The organism is Bacillus sp. FSL M8-0063, assembly GCF_038005545.1.
GTDB lineage: Bacteria > Bacillota > Bacilli > Bacillales > Bacillaceae_G > Bacillus_A > Bacillus_A wiedmannii.
Genome location: NZ_JBBOTJ010000001.1, coordinates 645,288 through 661,299, shown reverse-complemented (window position 1 = coordinate 661,299; position 16,012 = coordinate 645,288). Strand labels below are relative to the sequence as shown.

Annotated in this window: 20 protein-coding genes; 5 read left to right on the top strand and 15 right to left on the bottom strand. The window is 32.1% G+C overall.

The annotated features are described in order from the left end of the window. Positions 1–224: 224 nt before the first annotated feature. The 4 genes from MKX31_RS03350 to MKX31_RS03335 form a co-directional block, all read right to left on the bottom strand. Complete coding sequence (locus MKX31_RS03350) at positions 225–536, bottom strand: YbjQ family protein (RefSeq protein ID WP_000637510.1); 312 nt, start codon at positions 534–536, stop codon at positions 225–227. A 138-nt stretch (positions 537–674) separates the two neighbouring features. Beyond that, complete coding sequence (locus tag MKX31_RS03345; protein WP_064473795.1) at positions 675–878, bottom strand: DUF4028 family protein; 204 nt, start codon at positions 876–878, stop codon at positions 675–677. A 166-nt stretch (positions 879–1,044) separates the two neighbouring features. After that, complete coding sequence (locus MKX31_RS03340; RefSeq protein ID WP_001100080.1) at positions 1,045–1,575, bottom strand: general stress protein; 531 nt, start codon at positions 1,573–1,575, stop codon at positions 1,045–1,047. Positions 1,576–1,611: 36 nt separating this feature from the next. Next, on the bottom strand, positions 1,612–1,752 hold the full coding sequence (locus MKX31_RS03335) for a hypothetical protein (RefSeq protein WP_001004564.1): 141 nt from the start codon (positions 1,750–1,752) through the stop codon (positions 1,612–1,614). A 222-nt stretch (positions 1,753–1,974) separates the two neighbouring features. Between MKX31_RS03335 and MKX31_RS03330 the strand changes: the two genes are divergently transcribed. From MKX31_RS03330 to MKX31_RS03320, 3 genes are all read left to right on the top strand, one after another. Continuing rightward, positions 1,975–2,226, top strand: a complete 252-nt coding sequence (locus MKX31_RS03330) for a hypothetical protein (protein WP_002011075.1) — start codon at positions 1,975–1,977, stop codon at positions 2,224–2,226. A gap of 204 nt (positions 2,227–2,430) precedes the next feature. Beyond that, positions 2,431–5,121: a response regulator gene (locus MKX31_RS03325; RefSeq protein WP_088047890.1), complete on the top strand. Its 2,691-nt coding sequence runs from the start codon at positions 2,431–2,433 to the stop codon at positions 5,119–5,121. A gap of 16 nt (positions 5,122–5,137) precedes the next feature. Then, complete coding sequence (locus MKX31_RS03320; protein ID WP_064473792.1) at positions 5,138–5,995, top strand: CheR family methyltransferase; 858 nt, start codon at positions 5,138–5,140, stop codon at positions 5,993–5,995. 39 nt (positions 5,996–6,034) lie between these two features. Here the strand turns inward: MKX31_RS03320 and MKX31_RS03315 are convergent, their stop codons facing one another. From MKX31_RS03315 to rsbV, 5 genes are all read right to left on the bottom strand, one after another. Beyond that, a complete protein-coding gene (locus MKX31_RS03315; protein WP_088047891.1) occupies positions 6,035–7,177 on the bottom strand; it encodes a fused response regulator/phosphatase in 1,143 nt (380 codons plus the stop codon). Positions 7,178–7,501: 324 nt separating this feature from the next. Continuing rightward, positions 7,502–7,942: a ferritin-like domain-containing protein gene (locus MKX31_RS03310; RefSeq protein ID WP_064473790.1), complete on the bottom strand. Its 441-nt coding sequence runs from the start codon at positions 7,940–7,942 to the stop codon at positions 7,502–7,504. Positions 7,943–8,012: 70 nt separating this feature from the next. Further along, positions 8,013–8,789 (bottom strand): RNA polymerase sigma factor SigB, encoded by a 777-nt coding sequence (gene sigB, locus MKX31_RS03305; protein WP_098103368.1) that lies wholly within the window; start codon positions 8,787–8,789, stop codon positions 8,013–8,015. After that, positions 8,752–9,234, bottom strand: coding sequence for an anti-sigma B factor RsbW (gene rsbW, locus MKX31_RS03300; protein WP_000970215.1), 483 nt, complete (start codon positions 9,232–9,234; stop codon positions 8,752–8,754). The genes sigB and rsbW overlap by 38 nt, the downstream gene beginning before the upstream one ends. Before the next feature lie 6 nt (positions 9,235–9,240). After that, the gene (gene rsbV, locus MKX31_RS03295) at positions 9,241–9,579 is read right to left on the bottom strand and encodes an anti sigma b factor antagonist RsbV (protein WP_064473788.1); all 339 of its coding nucleotides are present in this window, start codon (positions 9,577–9,579) and stop codon (positions 9,241–9,243) included. 196 nt (positions 9,580–9,775) lie between these two features. On the opposite strand from rsbV, the gene MKX31_RS03290 reads away from it, so the two are divergent. Then, the gene (locus MKX31_RS03290) at positions 9,776–9,976 is read left to right on the top strand and encodes a methyltransferase (RefSeq protein WP_340979963.1); all 201 of its coding nucleotides are present in this window, start codon (positions 9,776–9,778) and stop codon (positions 9,974–9,976) included. Positions 9,977–10,157: 181 nt separating this feature from the next. Here MKX31_RS03290 and MKX31_RS03285 read toward each other — a convergent pair whose 3' ends face one another. The 3 genes from MKX31_RS03285 to MKX31_RS03275 form a co-directional block, all read right to left on the bottom strand. Further along, positions 10,158–10,409, bottom strand: a complete 252-nt coding sequence (locus MKX31_RS03285; RefSeq protein WP_000522902.1) for a GlsB/YeaQ/YmgE family stress response membrane protein — start codon at positions 10,407–10,409, stop codon at positions 10,158–10,160. A 75-nt stretch (positions 10,410–10,484) separates the two neighbouring features. Next, complete coding sequence (locus MKX31_RS03280) at positions 10,485–10,685, bottom strand: CsbD family protein (protein WP_000004264.1); 201 nt, start codon at positions 10,683–10,685, stop codon at positions 10,485–10,487. 50 nt (positions 10,686–10,735) lie between these two features. Beyond that, positions 10,736–11,125 carry a general stress protein gene (locus MKX31_RS03275; RefSeq protein ID WP_000448807.1) on the bottom strand — a complete coding sequence of 130 codons (390 nt, stop codon included), beginning with the start codon at positions 11,123–11,125 and terminating at the stop codon, positions 10,736–10,738. A 192-nt stretch (positions 11,126–11,317) separates the two neighbouring features. Here MKX31_RS03275 and MKX31_RS03270 point away from each other — a divergent pair, with 192 nt between their 5' ends. Beyond that, positions 11,318–11,785 carry a hypothetical protein gene (locus MKX31_RS03270; RefSeq protein WP_098103367.1) on the top strand — a complete coding sequence of 156 codons (468 nt, stop codon included), beginning with the start codon at positions 11,318–11,320 and terminating at the stop codon, positions 11,783–11,785. Positions 11,786–12,239: 454 nt separating this feature from the next. On the opposite strand, the gene MKX31_RS03265 is transcribed toward MKX31_RS03270, so the two are convergent. From MKX31_RS03265 to MKX31_RS03255, 3 genes are all read right to left on the bottom strand, one after another. Beyond that, the gene (locus MKX31_RS03265) at positions 12,240–12,875 is read right to left on the bottom strand and encodes a hypothetical protein (protein ID WP_340979961.1); all 636 of its coding nucleotides are present in this window, start codon (positions 12,873–12,875) and stop codon (positions 12,240–12,242) included. A gap of 126 nt (positions 12,876–13,001) precedes the next feature. Next, positions 13,002–14,738, bottom strand: coding sequence for an S-layer homology domain-containing protein (locus MKX31_RS03260; protein WP_088047896.1), 1,737 nt, complete (start codon positions 14,736–14,738; stop codon positions 13,002–13,004). Positions 14,739–15,524: 786 nt separating this feature from the next. After that, positions 15,525–15,665: a hypothetical protein gene (locus MKX31_RS03255; RefSeq protein ID WP_170957612.1), complete on the bottom strand. Its 141-nt coding sequence runs from the start codon at positions 15,663–15,665 to the stop codon at positions 15,525–15,527. Between the last annotated feature and the right edge of the window lie 347 nt (positions 15,666–16,012).

The window sequence follows — 16,012 nt, the reverse complement described above, 5'->3', positions numbered from 1 at the left end:
TTGACGAAAAAGTTTTGGCCACTTTAAACATATGTAAATTATAGTTTCTTTTCAACTTTATCACTTAAACGGTTATATCATTTGAGTAAGCTAGTACATTCGCCCTCATCTTATTTTTTCCACTTATAAAAATCCATCCTCTCTTCTTCATTTTAACTTTAATCATGAAACAAAAAAATCCCCTCAAAGCATCAACTTCAAGGGGGAGCCTGTTTTTCATTTACTTATATACGTACAGCTGTACCACTGACAGCAACCATTAACATTCCATCACGAACAACCTCGTAATCTACGTCAATACCAACGATAGCGTTCGCACCTTTTTGTTTTGCAAGTTCTTTCATTTCATCCATTGCGATATCACGAGCTTCTTTTAGCTTGCTTTCGTAAGAACCAGCACGACCACCGACAACATCACGAACGGAAGCGAATAAGTCGCGGACAATATTTGCACCCATAATAGCTTCACCATTTACAATATCAATATACTCAATAATTTCTTTACCTTGAATTCCAGACGTTGTTGTTACAATCATGACTGACACTCTCCTAATAAGTTGTAATTTTTTAATGCGCTTTCTTATGTCTTTATTATGACACGGAAAAAGTATCTAATCTATTGAATTACCTTACAGGAGTGTGACAATTTTGTAAGATTAAAGCGCCTATTATGCTTAATAAATTGCTTTAACATTCGGATACATAAATGATTCTCTATTTTCTTTCCAATCCTTTTCTACTTCTTTAAAAGTTGGTCGCCCTACTTCTTCCTTGTTTTTCTGTTTATGAAACCATTTCTTTACATACTTCTCCCCATTTTGATTTTGAACTGTACAAAGGAAACTATTACTACTATCCTTTACTATTTTTACAATCACGAAAAGACACCTCTTCCCTTTTTAATATCATAATAGAACTTGATCTTTTACTATAAGCCCTTCCTCTCTTATAGTCATACGACTCCTCGGCCGCGCCAAAGTTGTAAGATCAAAAAACGATATTCACTATGTTTATATTTTGCATCATTGATATGCGAAGTAAATATTATTTAAAGAAATCAGAGTTATAAGCATTATGCTTATCAAATATTTTATAGATTTCTAACTTATCATCTAATTTTGCATCTACTAAAATTAATATATTTCCATCGTAAATGTATTCTTCATATTTCTTAGCATGTTCTTCGGGAATTCCTAATCCGATAAATGCTCCTATTAAACTTCCAGCTCCTCCGCCTATACCGGCCCCTCCAATAGCTGCTGCGATAGGTCCCGCTGCTACGATTGGACCCATTCCAGAAACGGCAAGTATACCAAGACCTGTTAATAAACCACCGAGTCCGCCTGCTACTCCTCCTGCCACAAGCCCTGTCGCTGAAAAGATATCCGCTTTATGTGCAGTTTCATGATTCACTTTTTCACCCGATTTTTCTTCCAGATGTTCAATTTCCTTTTGATCCTTCGCAATAGCTGAAATATTATCCGCCGAGTATCCTTTATCATTTAATTCATTAATAACACATGCCGCATCATCAATTGTTCTAAAAACACCTACTATTTTTCTATCTACATTCATAACTATTAACCTCCTAAAATTTTATATAGTGTATCTTTATCTTTCTTCATTTCTGTATACACTAATCTTCTTATTAACATAACCATTTACGAAAAAAGCGAATAATAAAAGGATTACAAGCGAACTACTTAACAAGTAAATTAAATCAAATGTAATATCAATCATCATTTCATTCATGTATACCAGACTCCTTTTTATTTAAAGTAAAAGTATATTTTTATAGACTAGAAATCTTATAATTCATCTTCAGTCAATCTCTTTGTAGTATATGTATACCCTTCGTAACCCTTTCTAAACCTAAAATACTATAATTATATTTTTTCTTATTTATATGTTTAACATTTTTTAAAACGGGTATGTTTATATTGTTATGCTTACTATATGGAAGGGAATATTTCGATGAATGCAATCCAATCTACTACTATTCTTTATAATGAAACACCTACAATAACGCAGATTCATCATTTTTATGCTTTAATGACAACATTTCAAACTAATTTATTTATAAGTAAACATGGAACACTTACTTCTATTAAAAGCTTAAGCACATTAATATCCTTTTTCCTTACTGTAAAAAAGAGAGAGCTTGTATTATTTATCTTTGAAGGAATAGATGCAAAAAAAGCTTTAAGCACACTCTTTCCTTCTTAAAAGTTTTATTATCCCCCGATTCCCTCGATCGTTACTTTTCATATATGTTTATATTTCAAAATGATTTCCTCTATTCAAAACGAGACCCCCTTATACAATAGGGGGATTTCTAGTTTGGCCTTATGAAAACTGATATAATATATATTACGTTTTTCATTCTTTACAATAGAAAACTTTTAATAACCTTGAAGGTAGGAATTTTTAATGAAATCGAAAGCAAAATTTAGTATTCGCTACAAAATTATGGCTGGTTATTTAGTTATGATTTTGTTCTTACTTATTTCTTTCATTATGTTAAACAATGAGATTTCCAATCTACAAAAATCTCGTAATTTTATTATTGATCACGATTTTAAAGTTCTTAATTTAACGAATCAAGTGGAGAAAGAATTGCTAACAATTGAAAATAAAGCGAAAGGATTTATTACTTCTAATGATGCAAATTACGTTCAATCCCTTAACACTGCGGAAAAGGATTACGAAAAACATTATCAAGATCTTTTTGCTCTATTAGAGGATAACCCCTCTCAGCAAGAAAAATTAAAACAGATTAATGAAAACATCAATAGTTGGATTAATAAAGAGATTCACCCATTCATTACAAATCACAATAGTAATAACATACAAGCAATCGACACGACTCAAATTCAGTCATTACAATCGCAGATAACTAACTTCCGTGGTGTAGAGGAGCAACTAACGAAAAAAAGAGCTGCACAATTAGATACTGAAAATAATAAATTAGAGATTTGGTTATACAGTTTATTGTTCTTACTTTCTTGTATTTCTATTATCATTTCACTCTATATTTCGAATTCCATTACAAAAACGATTAAAAATGTAATTCAAGCTATTAAATCCATTTCTTCTAAAGAAAAAATTACTGAAAGAATTCATGTAAACACGCGGGATGAAATAAAAGATCTTGCTCATACAACGAACCACCTACTAGACGAAATATCTAAAAGAGAGTGGTTACAAACCGAGCTTGCAGAATTAATTTTAATGTATCAAGGTGTACCTTCTATTGAGATGTTAGGTAAAAAAATTCTTAGTGGAGTTATACAAAAAACGCAAACCTCTTGCGGTGCATTTTATGTACGTGAAGAAATTGAAGAAACTATCTACTATGTGAAAAAAGCTTCTTTCGCCGATCAAGGTTCTGATGTCGGAAAACAATCCATTAAAATGGGTGAAGGTTTAATTGGGCAATGTGCTTTAGAAAAACAAATCTTTATTCTTCGAGAAATACCAGAAGAATTTCGTTATGTCACTAGCGGCCTATTAGAAATACGCCCTCAAAACCTACTAGTCATCCCTATCTTATTTGAAGATGAAGTGATTGCAGTAATGGAGTTAGTAAGTGTAACTGAGATTTCAGACTTACATCAAGATTTAATTCAACAAACTGTTGATAACCTAGGTTTAACGATCCATAGTATTATGGGACGTATGCGAATTCAAACTCTTTTACATGAATCACAAGCAATGACAGAAGAGTTACAAGTTCAATCAGAAGAATTGCAAACGCAAGCTGAAGAACTACAAATGCAAGCCGAAGAATTAAGAACAACGAATGAACAACTAGAGTCTAGAACGGAAGAGGCCGAGCAAAAGACAGCTGACTTACAAATTACTAAATCAGAATTAGAAGAAAAAGCAAGTGAGTTATTACGTAGCTCAAAATACAAATCAGAATTTCTAGCAAATATGTCACACGAATTACGCACACCGTTAAATAGTATTTTACTATTATCTGAAATGTTAAAAGAAAATCATGATAATCATTTATCCGATGATGAAATTGAATTAGCGACCGTTATTCATTCATCAGGGAAAGATTTACTTACTTTAATTAATGACATACTAGATTTATCTAAAGTAGAAGCCGGAAAACTAGATGTGATTTTTGAAGCAACGAACATAAGTGACATGGCAGCAAATATGCAGCAAAACTTTTTACATATAGCTGCACAAAAAAATGTTGAATTTATGATTGAAGACAGTGATACGATTCCTGATTTGTTTTACACAGATGCAAAACGGATTGAACAAATTATTAAAAACTTATTATCCAATGCATTTAAATTCACGGAAAAAGGATCCGTCACTTTACATTTCGATTCGATAGAAACAACTAATTTGAGTCATGATATGCAGTATATAAGTAAAGATTGGATGACAATTTCAGTAAAAGATACTGGTATTGGTATTGCAAAAGAACAGCATCAACTCATTTTCGAAGCCTTTCAACAGGCAGATGGCGCAACGATTCGAAAATATGGTGGTACAGGCTTAGGGTTATCTATTTGTAAAGAGTTTGCTAGATTATTAGGTGGTTGGATTACGTTAGAGAGTAACGTAGGAGAAGGCAGTACTTTCACCGTATATATCCCTAACCTTCCAAATGGGTTAACTGATATACAAGTATCCAATTTAGAAGTCGCAGCAACGATAGAAGATGTTATTCCTGCTGAAGTTATTGAGGAAACTATTGTGACGGCAGAAACAAATAACGTCTTCCAAGAGAAAACTATTTTAATTGTCGATGATGATCATCGAAATATATTTGCATTACAAAATGCATTAGAAAAACAACATGCCAACATTATTACTGCACAAAACGGCATAGAGTGTTTAGAAATACTAAAAAACAATACAAATATTGACCTTATCTTAATGGATATTATGATGCCGAATATGGACGGTTATGAAACGATGGAACATATCCGAATGAACTTACGGTTACATGAAGTACCTATTATCGCACTAACTGCTAAAGCAATGCCAAATGATAAAGAAAAATGTTTATCTGCTGGCGCTTCAGATTATATAAGTAAACCATTAAATTTACATCAACTCTATTCAGTAATGAGTGTATGGTTAATAAAATAAGTGAGGTTTAGTTTAAGTGGAAAATAAGTATTATAATTTTGACCCATCTGTAGATATGGATAAGCGCACGAACTTAGAAATTGAATTACTATTGGAAGCGGTATTTAAACTATCTGGCTTTGATTTTCGCCAATATGCTCGCACATCTATTTATAGAAGAATTTGTAATAGAATGCAGCTCTCTAATATCCCTACCATTTCAAAATTAATTGAAAAAGTAATTCATGAGGAAGGGTTTTTAGAACAGTTATTAAATGATTTCTCCATTAACGTAACTGAAATGTTCCGTAACCCTGCTTTTTTTAAGGCACTAAGAGAGCATGTGATTCCTGAATTAAAAAAGTATCCTGAAATTAGAATTTGGCACGCTGGATGCGCAACCGGTGAAGAAGTATTATCAATGTCCATCTTACTTCACGAAGAAGGATTAAGTGAAAAAGCTGTTATTTACGCAACAGATATGAATACAAATGTGTTAGAAAAAGCAAAACAAGGCATCCTTCCGTTAAATAAAATGCAAACTTATACGAAAAACTATTTACAAGCTGGCGGTACACAAGCATTTTCTAACTATTATTCAACAGATAGTCGTTTTGCTTATTTTAATCCATCCCTGTTACAAAACATTATTTTTGCGCAGCATAATTTAGTAACCGATCAATCTTTTAACGAATTTCATATTATACTTTGCCGTAACGTTTTAATTTACTTTACAGGTAAACTTCAAAACCAAGTACAGCAACTATTTTATGAAAGTTTAGGCCACAATGGATTCCTATGTTTAGGAAATAAAGAAACTCTTCGTTTTTCACATATAATGCCGCATTATATCCAGTTTAATCCTAACGAACAAATCTATCAAAAAATACAATAAAAAGCGTATGAAATCCTCTGTTTGGATTTCATACGCTTTTTATTTCGCATTCGTTTGTATCATAATTAGGCACATATCATCTGATTGTGTTTTCTTCTGTTCTTCCTTATAAAACCCTTCTATCTCTTCTTCTAAATCTCCCCATTTTCTTTCTGTAAAAGCACGTAATTTCTCTTCAGACTCAAATTCATCATTTGCAATTGCTTCAAGAACACCATCTGTAAACAGTGCGATTTGAGCGTTCTTCTCAAAATGTATAACTGTCTTTTCAACTTTTATTTCATCAAAAAATCCTACCGCACAACTCCCGCGATTTAGTTCCACTACATTCGCTTCATCAACTAAAACGTACCCAGAAGGATGTCCTGCATTTACATATTCAATTGTTCTCTTTTCTGTATCCACTACTAAGTATATCGCTGTAAAATAATATGGGATATTGTCATTTTCATTATGTAAAAGGGTCATATATTTATTTAAGTCTTTAATGACAAGTTCTGGATCGATTAAACATTTAATCGATTCACGTAATGCAGACGAGATAAACATACAAACTAATGAAGCAGATACACCATGTCCCATCACATCTAATAATATAATACCATAGCGGTTTTCATCGATTTTATACCAATAATACATATCTCCAGCTAGTTTGAATGAAGGTAAGTAACTTGCTTCAATTTTTATATGATCTTCTCTTAATGGGCTACTTAATAAGTTTCTTTGTACTTGTGTAGCTAAATCTAATTCATTACGAAGGTTTTCTTCTTGTTCTTTATGCCAATTTAATTCCGATTTCAAGCGTAATGCTACACGCATACGCGCTAACAATTCAACTTTATTTATAGGTTTCGTAATATAATCCATTGCGCCTATATCAAGCGCTTCAGCTAATTTATTCGCATCTTCTAAAGCTGTTACAAAAATAATAGGAATATCTTTACACTTCTCCTCATTTTGTAATCGCCTACAAACTTCAAGTCCGTCAATTTCAGGCATCATAATATCTAATAGTATTAAATCAATTTCATTATGCCTGGAAGAATCTTTTCCAAAATGGATGTATTCGAAAAGCTCTTGTGCAGAATTAAGCGATACAAGATCCTGATATCCGGCTTGTTTTAAAATTTTTTCAATTACAAAAATGTTAACCGGATTATCATCGACAATTAAAATGGACACAAGTTATTTCCCCTTTTCTTATTTAAAATGTAAATCTATTATCATTTTCTATTTTTCTAGTATTGCATACTCAGTTACAAAATGAAAATTTCCTACTCAAACATATTTATACAGCAAAAGAACAAACCCCCTAGAAATGAGGGTTTGTTCTTTCACTCTATAAAGTGAAACTTTAATCAGTGGGGGGTTCTTCATCCCCCACTGATTATTAGTTGAACCAATCGGACTTTAATGGGCAGTGGATCCCCCACCTAAATTCTTTGCTTTCGCTGCATTTTGAGGTGGGGGTCTTACTGCCCATTAAAGTGGGGTAAATTTCCACTATTAATTTAACACCATCGCTTTGTCTTTTAAAAGACGATCTAATTCTTCCATATGATTTGTTTCATCTGCGATCATATCTTCTAACTTTACAACTAACTCTGTCATATTTAATTTCGCTGCCTGTTCTTTTCTCGTTTCATAGCGCTTAATTGTTTCATATTCTGCTTGTCTAGCTTCTTCTAACATTTCTCTAACATCTTCTACTTGTTTCACTGGTAAAGGGATCGTAGTAGGTGTACCACCTAGCGTCTTAATTTTCTCCGCTAAATATAAGGCATGTCCTTGTTCATCACTAATTTCAGATTCAAAGAAAGGCTTTAACACTTGTCTATATATACCAGAAACTGTAGCTGCATTATGGTTATACATTATAATTGCCGAGTATTCTCCTGCTAAATCTTCATTCAATCCTTCGATTAGTTCTTTCACATCGTGTGACATTTTTATATCTCCTCCTATACTTAATAACTACCCCTTTTCTCATGTTTTAAACATAATTATTTAAATTTTTTTATGTATCTAAAAACGCCGCTTGCTTCAATTTACTTATCGCTTGCCTTTTAATACGAGAAACGTGCATTTGTGAAATACCTAACCGTTCCCCTGTATCCTTTTGATTTAAATTTTCACCAAATATATAATGAATAACACTCTTTTCCGTATCATTTAATACGTTAAAAATATCCTTTAAAACGAGACGTCTTTCTGTCTCTTCATATCCTTGCTCTACTTCACCTACAGATTCAATTCTCGCTACCGAACTTCCATCAGATGAATTTTCAACTACATCATCTAAGGAAGATACTCGATAATTATTTTTCGCATCCATAATTTCTAGCACTTCCTCTTCGGATAGTCCTAAATGATCTGCAATCTCTATAATCTTCGGTGAACGTTGCAGGTGATCTGTTAGCTCCTCTATCGCAAGTTTAATTTTCCCGCCTAAATCTTTAATTCGCCTTGGAACATGAATACCCCAAGTTTTATCACGTAAATACTTCTTTATTTCACCTACTATCGTAGGTATTGCAAATGGCTCAAAAGCATTCCCTATCGAATAATCGTACCTTCTTATTGCGCCTAAGAGCCCTAACATTCCTACTTGTATAATATCCTCATGCATCGGCCCACCTTTTGAATAGCGATATGCAATGGAATATACGAGATTTTTATAATGATTAACCAATCTTTCCTGCGCTTCATCACATTGGTTTTGTTGGAATTCTGCAATTAGTTTAATAACGTCTTCTTTAGTAAGATTTGTAGGTTGAGATTGGATTTCCATCATTCTCCACCTGCTCTCTTTGTATATATTTTGTCATTAAAACTGTCATGCCCTCATCATGCATAATTTGTATATCATCCATTAACGTATTTATTAAATATAAACCTAAACCATTTTCCGGCAAATGTTCTACTGGTTTATTAATATCATACGGACCAACTTTACTTTTTAAGGTGCTAAAATCAAAGCTAACTCCATTATCCGCAACCATAATTTCTAATCGATCTTCATATAGACCAAAGACAATTGTAATTTCTCCAACGTCCTCTTTATATGCATGTTGTACAATGTTTGTACATGCTTCACTAATAGCAATTTTCATATCTTCTATATCGTCATAAGCAAAGCCCATTCGATTCGCAACACCAGCCATTGTTAAACGAATAATAGCCACATATTCTGCTTTTGCAGGAATTTTCATTTCTATCTTTTCAAATTTCTCCATCATCCCTAGTCACCTTCTTTCTACTTTTTCAATATCTGAATTCAAATTTAATATTTCTGTTAGTCCTGTAATATCGAATAATCTTTTTAACCTTTTAGATACACCAATAAACTCTAATTTTCCATCATTTTTCTTAATTGCTTTTAATAGCGCTATAAAAACGCCTAAACCTGTACTATCCATATAATCTACCTTATTAAAATCTACTACTATATAAACTTCTTTCTCACTTGCAATAGGCATTACCTTATTTTTTAAATCTGATGCTGTATACGCATCAATCTCACCATTAAGTTGTACTGTATAACCTAAATCATTTTGCAAAATATTTATTGCCAAATTCATCATTTCCGCCCCCTTATCTCAAACTACTACTATTTAATTACCCATAAAAATTAGTTTTAAACATATTTTTTCATTTTAATTATAAATAAATTTTCTACACCTTTCTCAGCTTAACACTAAAAAAATACTACCAAATGTTTAAACCTTATAAATTTGTGTATGTATAATGTATAAACATTATTTTTAGGGGGATCTATCTATGGAAGAGCACAACTTTAAAAAGGGAGATTTCGTTCAATTTTCTTATCGACACGATCATGCTACAAAATTAATTGGTTCCATTATTAACATACTAACGAATACAATTGTAGTTGATATAGGCAATAGCAATGACTTATCTCATATAGAACCAAGGCAGGTCGTAAGAATAAATAATTGTGAAAAAGTAACAATGGTTTAATACATAATAGAAATTGTAATTTCAATGAGTGGGGGTTCTTCATCCTCCACTCATTCCTATGTAAAATACATAAAAAAAGCATCCAAATTAGTTTAATTGGATGCTTTTTTATGTATATTTATCAGTTCGTTAACCTTATAGCTATATATAACAAACTTAAGATTACTATTCATTATCATACTTACGCTTTCCGTAGCATTCTAGAAAAGAATGTAACGATTAAAATAAAGACGATTGCACCTAATAAAGCTGGAAGAATAAAGATACCTCCCCATTCAGGGCCCCAGTGACCAAATAAGGCACTACCTACCCAAGATCCGATTAATCCGGCAATAACATTACCAACTATACCTAAAGGAAAGTCTTTTCCCGTAATCATTCCAGCTAACGCACCAATAAGTCCACCTACAATACACGTAATAATAAGTCCCATAATTAGACCTCCTATATTATTTTTATAATGGATTTATCAAGCTTTGGCGTTTAACCAAAGCCTGATAAACATGTATTATTCTTTGTTATCCAATCCATCACTTATCTTTTGTTTCACTTTTCCGACTTTTTCTTTTACAGTTCCCTTCGTCTTCTCCCACTTCCCTTCATTTTTCAACTCTCTATCTTCTGTAACTTCACCAATTCCTTCTTTTACTTGCCCCTTTTTCTTTTCAACTTTACCGGTAATTTGTTCTTTTAGCCCGCTCTCACTCATATTTCCAATCTCCTTTTCGTAATAGATTTATAGATTTAAAGGATACAAATTTAAATAGAATACGTGCATCTTCTTTCTTGTAACCATTCACCGATTCTTTCTAAATCCTTAACGAATAACAAGATTTTTCCTTCATCCAGTTTTTCTTCATAAAAGTTAGCTTCTTCCTCATTAAGTCCTAACTCTTGCATCTTATTTCTTAACTGATCTCCCGTTTTTTGAAAGACGTTAATAATGCTTGTCCCAAGTCCCTCCTCTTTTATTCCAATTGTATTCACGTCTGCATTGTCTGCGATTCTATCTGTCCTTTCTTTCTCATGTGTTAATACGTAAATATCTTTTTGGTCTATCCCTTTCTTCACTAGATCATTCGCCGCATTCATGACCTCTTTCTCCGTAATAAATTCATATACAAAAGGTTTACTATACTTCGTTTCCATCTTTAACTTCCTCCTCTAAAATGAATTATTTGTTATATTATATGTAGTACACCCATTTTCGAAATGTTAAACATAAAATATGAAAAAAGTTATGTGAATTTTTTCTATCCTAAAACTAGTAGAACAAATCTACTTACAATAACTACCTAAATTAACAGAAAATCGTTATAATTTAAGGTAAAGGGGGATACTATGAAAAAAATCATATCTATATGCGCTCTAACCGCTCTATCTTTCACTTTAATAGGATGTACAAGCACCTCAGCTACAGATAAAGCTTCACAAGCTAAGCAAGAACATACACAAACTACCTTTCAATTAAACTCCGCAAATATTACAGATATTGAAATACTTAGCACAATAAATAACAACGTTTCAAAATCTCAAACAGACAACGAAGAAATGATACAATCTATCGTTTCAGCAGTTCAAAAAGGCACACCTAAAACAATCACACTAGATCAAAAAAAGAGAGAATCAGCACATTCTACTATTACCGTTACATATAAAGATGACGCAAAAGAAGAGTTTCTTGTGTGGGTTGATAATAAGAAGCAAATTACGATTGCTAAAGATGAGAAGAAAGATAAGGTTGAAGGTGTGATATTGAATATTGAGGATGTTAAAATGATGAAGGATTTCTTTAAGAAGGCACCTTAGAAGATGTCTTCTCTTTGTATATTAAAAAAGCCCACCTATTTCCGTAGGCGGGCCTTATCTTTATTACACAATAAGAAAGTATACTCTCTTTTCCTCTGAATTTTTATGTAATTATACATATTCACGACAATGTATGTAGTAAATTCTAAATTGTAGGCATGCTCTATAAAATTGCTTCTTTTAAAAGAAGCAATTTTTATTAACTTTAGTCATAGTCACTATACATAAAAAGTAAAAGAGGAGTGAAATTTCACTCCTCTTTTTAATTGTGGATTCTAACACGCATTAGATCACTACTAGAATTTTGCTTCTCTACGCTTATATCTATTTTAAGATTGTTTTTATTTATATCAAAGTTTGATTTTATACAGTTTGACTGTATATGTAAAATGCAGGAACGACTTTATAACCCATAACAAAAACGCTACCTTTTTAAAAAGATAGCGTTTTTGTATTACCCTTGCTTATTCTTTGCTTTCATTTGCTCTTCATAAACAAACTTTGCGGTCATAAAATCGTTAGGAAAATCTCCCAATGCCCTCTTCATCACGTTCAATTCTTCTTGTGATTTGATCTCTACTCCGTTTAAGAAATCAAATGCTTTTGATTGTTCATCCGCAACAAAGTTTTGCGTCATATAATCATCTTGAAAGTCTTGCTTCGCTTTTTCTTTCACTTTGTTCATTGCATCTGTTTTATTTATACTTTTCACAGGGTTTGCGAATGCCCCTATAGGCTGTTCTTGTTTCGGCTCTTCTTTCGTTTCCCGCTGTGGAGCTGGGGCTGGTTGTTGCTTAGGTTGTTCTTGTTGAACTGGCTGTTGTACTACTTCTTGCTCTTTTTTCGCTAATTCATCTTTTAACTTCTTAACTTGCGCATCAAGAGATTTTTTTTCAGTTTCTAATACACCCATATCACTTTTTAACTTTTGCATTTCTTCATAATGTTCATCTACTAATTTATTGTATTCTTTCTCAGTGTACATTTTTTCACTAGTTGATGTCGTTTTTCCCTTCGCAATAACTACATTAATAATTACAAGTAACACTATGATTCCTATTAACGCAGCTAAAATCTTCTTTTTGTTCATTATTAATCCTCCAAAATGTAAAATTACCAAAGTCATCATAACAGATGTAGCTATGTTCCTTTGTCATATTTTGTCGAACTAAAATAATAAAAAAGCATCTGAAACAGATGCTTTTTCTCATTCTCACTACATAAACGTAATCGTCACTAAAGAATATCCTTCTTTCGCATTATACGGCTCAGCTTTATAAGAAACACGGTTCGCCCCTTGTGGATAACCAATTTCTCCAATTACTTTTTTCACATCTTGCAATGCGCCATCCATTGATTGTTTATAAAGAATTTCAATCTTTGGTGACTTTTCGTTATAACGTTGCTGCATTTTATTTTTGAATTCATTATAGTTGTTTGCGATGTATTCATTTCCTAAATAATTTAACTTTGTATCTTTTAATATTTGCTGATATGCAGGGATTTTCGTACTACCTGCCGCAATTTTATTTGTTAATGTACTATAATAATTTGTTGTAGCTTGCGGATAATCACTTCTGTTCCACTCATGATTTCTTGCGATTTGCTCATCTGATAAGTTGAAATAAGAATATGTTACGCGGCCTTGTTCATCTGGTATCGGATCATCGAATGTTGTATCAAGGTGATACCATTTGTTTTCGATTTTCACTAAATTCCAAGCATGAGGCTGACCATCTCCAGTTCCTACTACAAAATGATTCTCAACTCCAGCTTCTTTTAATAATTGATAGGTTAATAGTGCGTAACCTTGGCAAACTGCAGAACGATTTACGAGTGCTTCATATGCTGTGTAAGCTTTATAAGACGTATCATAAGAAATATGCTTTACGACATAATCATGAATCGCCTTCACTTTTTCGTGATCATCCATTCCAACTTGCGTAATAGAAGAAACAATTGCCTTTGCTTGCTTCATTACATATTCCGTTTGTTCTTTCGTTTCACGATATGTAATCTTTAACGTAAACGTATAATTTCCAGGTGATCCAGAAATTCCATATGAAACATTCGATCTATTATAATTTGTATACTCATTTTTACTTGCGACTTCTTTATAGGCGTTGAAAAGTGTCTTCATTACTTCTTCATGATTACTATTTTTCGTTTTATATGGAAGTGTAATATTCGTTTCATACGCATTAATACGCTTTTGCACTTCATCTTTAAAAGCCGCTAATAATGCCGCATCTCCTGTATTTTGCACCGCAACTTCAGGCTTTTTATATTTCAAAGTATTATATAAAAACTGTGCATATTGTTCACGTTTTACCGTGCTATATGGCTCAAATCCCCCTTCGCCTGTACCAGAAGCAATCCCGTTTGATTGCACCGCACTAATTGCATTTTCACCCCAATAACCACTTGGAACATCATTAAATGTATGCTTTTGTTTCGCAGAAAGATGGAAAGCGTTTGTAAGAATTTGTGCCATTTCTGCGCGGCTAACAGAGTCTTTCGGTCTAAATCCACCGTTTGCATCACCTTTAAAAACCCCTAATTTCGTTAACGTTAAAACCTCTTCTGGAAACAATGTTGAACCTGAGCGAATATCTCGATACGGATTATTTAAAGTAGATCCATCTTTTAATACGTAACGAGCACCTTCATTACTGAACGTACCACCTTGCTTATTCGGTACTAACACACGATAAATTAAAGCTGCAACTTGCTCTCTCGTCGCAACATCTCCAAAACCAAATATTCCATTTCCATAACCGGAAATAATATTTTTACTCGCTAAATCTTTAATTGCGGGATACGACCAATGCGATGTAGGAACATCAGAAAAAATACCTGCCTCAGCAGCTTTCACATCACTGCCATTTGTATATAATAAAGCGCCACCAATAAGCGTTAATGATGTAATTGATTTTAATAGTTTTGTGTACATAATTCCTTCTCCCAATACGTTCTCTATTTTTATATTTTGTCGAAAAATCTAAAATAATATGACAAAACATATTATACTATTAAAATTTTTTGAAGGATATATTAAGTTTCGAAATATGCAAAAACTCATATTATTATATTTTTCCGTATTAATATTATGTTGTTTTACTTGCGGATATATAAAAGGGTCTATTGTATCATGTCGAAAATATCATTTATAACCAAATTGCTTTACTTCTATCCTAATTCTTTCTGTAGAATCATAGGAAAAGATGGCGTTTTTGTATGTCTATTTCTGTATCTGATGAATTACAACTATTTGCTCAAGAAGTACCACATCAAAATCTGTATATTCTCTTCTCCTCGGGCTATTGATAAAGAAAAGGCATTCTTATGAATGCCTTTTCTCTCTTATATATGCTCTTCTTAATTTAATTTGTGATAAACCACTGGACATTTAATTATAAAAAAGTACCAATAACAAAAAAAGTTAAAAATAATGATACATATCCAAGATACATAAAACGTTTATCGTGTGTTTTAAAATATAACGTAATACACAGTAAAGTGACCAGTAAAAAAACTGCTGTAGACACCATGAACATCAATGTTTTTTAATTCCTTATTACTTTATACTGCTAAATTAGGCATTTCTTTTTTTAATACTGAATTCATAACGATATCTATTATTCTTAAGTTAATTATATTACGTTTAAGTAATATTAATTTTATATTAATACACCTTTTGAAAAAATTCTTTTTTCTTGATTAAATTCCATTTTTCACTCTAAAATACAGCAGAACCCACCCACTTACCTACAATGTAACCAATATAAATAAGCAGAGCCCCTGTTAAGATATAAAAACAAGATTTAAAATACATACTCCTTTCAATCGCATCACCAATTTTATGAAACATGTTTGACATAAAGAAAACACCACCTTTTTATAATTATTAGAGTAAAACACACAGAGATATTATCAGAAAATAACTAATTAACACAACGCTTATTGGAATAATAATGTATAAAATAATAACAGCGTTAGCAAAAAATTAAAATTTATGAAATGAATTACTTTGGAGTTAATATTTAGAATTCAAAAGGTTTATTAGGTAAAAAACACTTTATATTACCACTAATTATTTCTATTTAATAAATCCCCTAGCCTTTATGACAACGCTTGAACATACCTTTCTATAAAGTTGATTAATAATAGGATTGAATCATATTGCTCAATGTCCCATATTGTTTAACATAATAAAATAATATTCAA

What these genes read in the sequence shown, in the direction of transcription:
- MKX31_RS03270 (WP_098103367.1), top strand. Translation starts at nt 11,318, where the DNA reads ATGAAAAAAATCATATCTATATGCGCTCTAACCGCTCTATCTTTCACT.
- MKX31_RS03290 (WP_340979963.1), top strand. Translation starts at nt 9,776, where the DNA reads ATGGAAGAGCACAACTTTAAAAAGGGAGATTTCGTTCAATTTTCTTAT.
- rsbW (WP_000970215.1), bottom strand. Translation starts at nt 9,234, where the DNA reads ATGATGGAGAAATTTGAAAAGATAGAAATGAAAATTCCTGCAAAAGCA.
- MKX31_RS03310 (WP_064473790.1), bottom strand. Translation starts at nt 7,942, where the DNA reads ATGTCACACGATGTGAAAGAACTAATCGAAGGATTGAATGAAGATTTA.
- MKX31_RS03275 (WP_000448807.1), bottom strand. Translation starts at nt 11,125, where the DNA reads ATGGAAACGAAGTATAGTAAACCTTTTGTATATGAATTTATTACGGAG.
- MKX31_RS03350 (WP_000637510.1), bottom strand. Translation starts at nt 536, where the DNA reads ATGATTGTAACAACAACGTCTGGAATTCAAGGTAAAGAAATTATTGAG.
- MKX31_RS03340 (WP_001100080.1), bottom strand. Translation starts at nt 1,575, where the DNA reads ATGAATGTAGATAGAAAAATAGTAGGTGTTTTTAGAACAATTGATGAT.
- MKX31_RS03285 (WP_000522902.1), bottom strand. Translation starts at nt 10,409, where the DNA reads ATGGGACTTATTATTACGTGTATTGTAGGTGGACTTATTGGTGCGTTA.
- MKX31_RS03335 (WP_001004564.1), bottom strand. Translation starts at nt 1,752, where the DNA reads ATGAATGAAATGATGATTGATATTACATTTGATTTAATTTACTTGTTA.
- MKX31_RS03280 (WP_000004264.1), bottom strand. Translation starts at nt 10,685, where the DNA reads ATGAGTGAGAGCGGGCTAAAAGAACAAATTACCGGTAAAGTTGAAAAG.
- MKX31_RS03330 (WP_002011075.1), top strand. Translation starts at nt 1,975, where the DNA reads ATGAATGCAATCCAATCTACTACTATTCTTTATAATGAAACACCTACA.
- rsbV (WP_064473788.1), bottom strand. Translation starts at nt 9,579, where the DNA reads ATGATGAATTTGGCAATAAATATTTTGCAAAATGATTTAGGTTATACA.
- MKX31_RS03325 (WP_088047890.1), top strand. Translation starts at nt 2,431, where the DNA reads ATGAAATCGAAAGCAAAATTTAGTATTCGCTACAAAATTATGGCTGGT.
- MKX31_RS03260 (WP_088047896.1), bottom strand. Translation starts at nt 14,738, where the DNA reads ATGTACACAAAACTATTAAAATCAATTACATCATTAACGCTTATTGGT.
- MKX31_RS03255 (WP_170957612.1), bottom strand. Translation starts at nt 15,665, where the DNA reads ATGTCAAACATGTTTCATAAAATTGGTGATGCGATTGAAAGGAGTATG.
- MKX31_RS03265 (WP_340979961.1), bottom strand. Translation starts at nt 12,875, where the DNA reads ATGAACAAAAAGAAGATTTTAGCTGCGTTAATAGGAATCATAGTGTTA.
- sigB (WP_098103368.1), bottom strand. Translation starts at nt 8,789, where the DNA reads ATGATGGAAATCCAATCTCAACCTACAAATCTTACTAAAGAAGACGTT.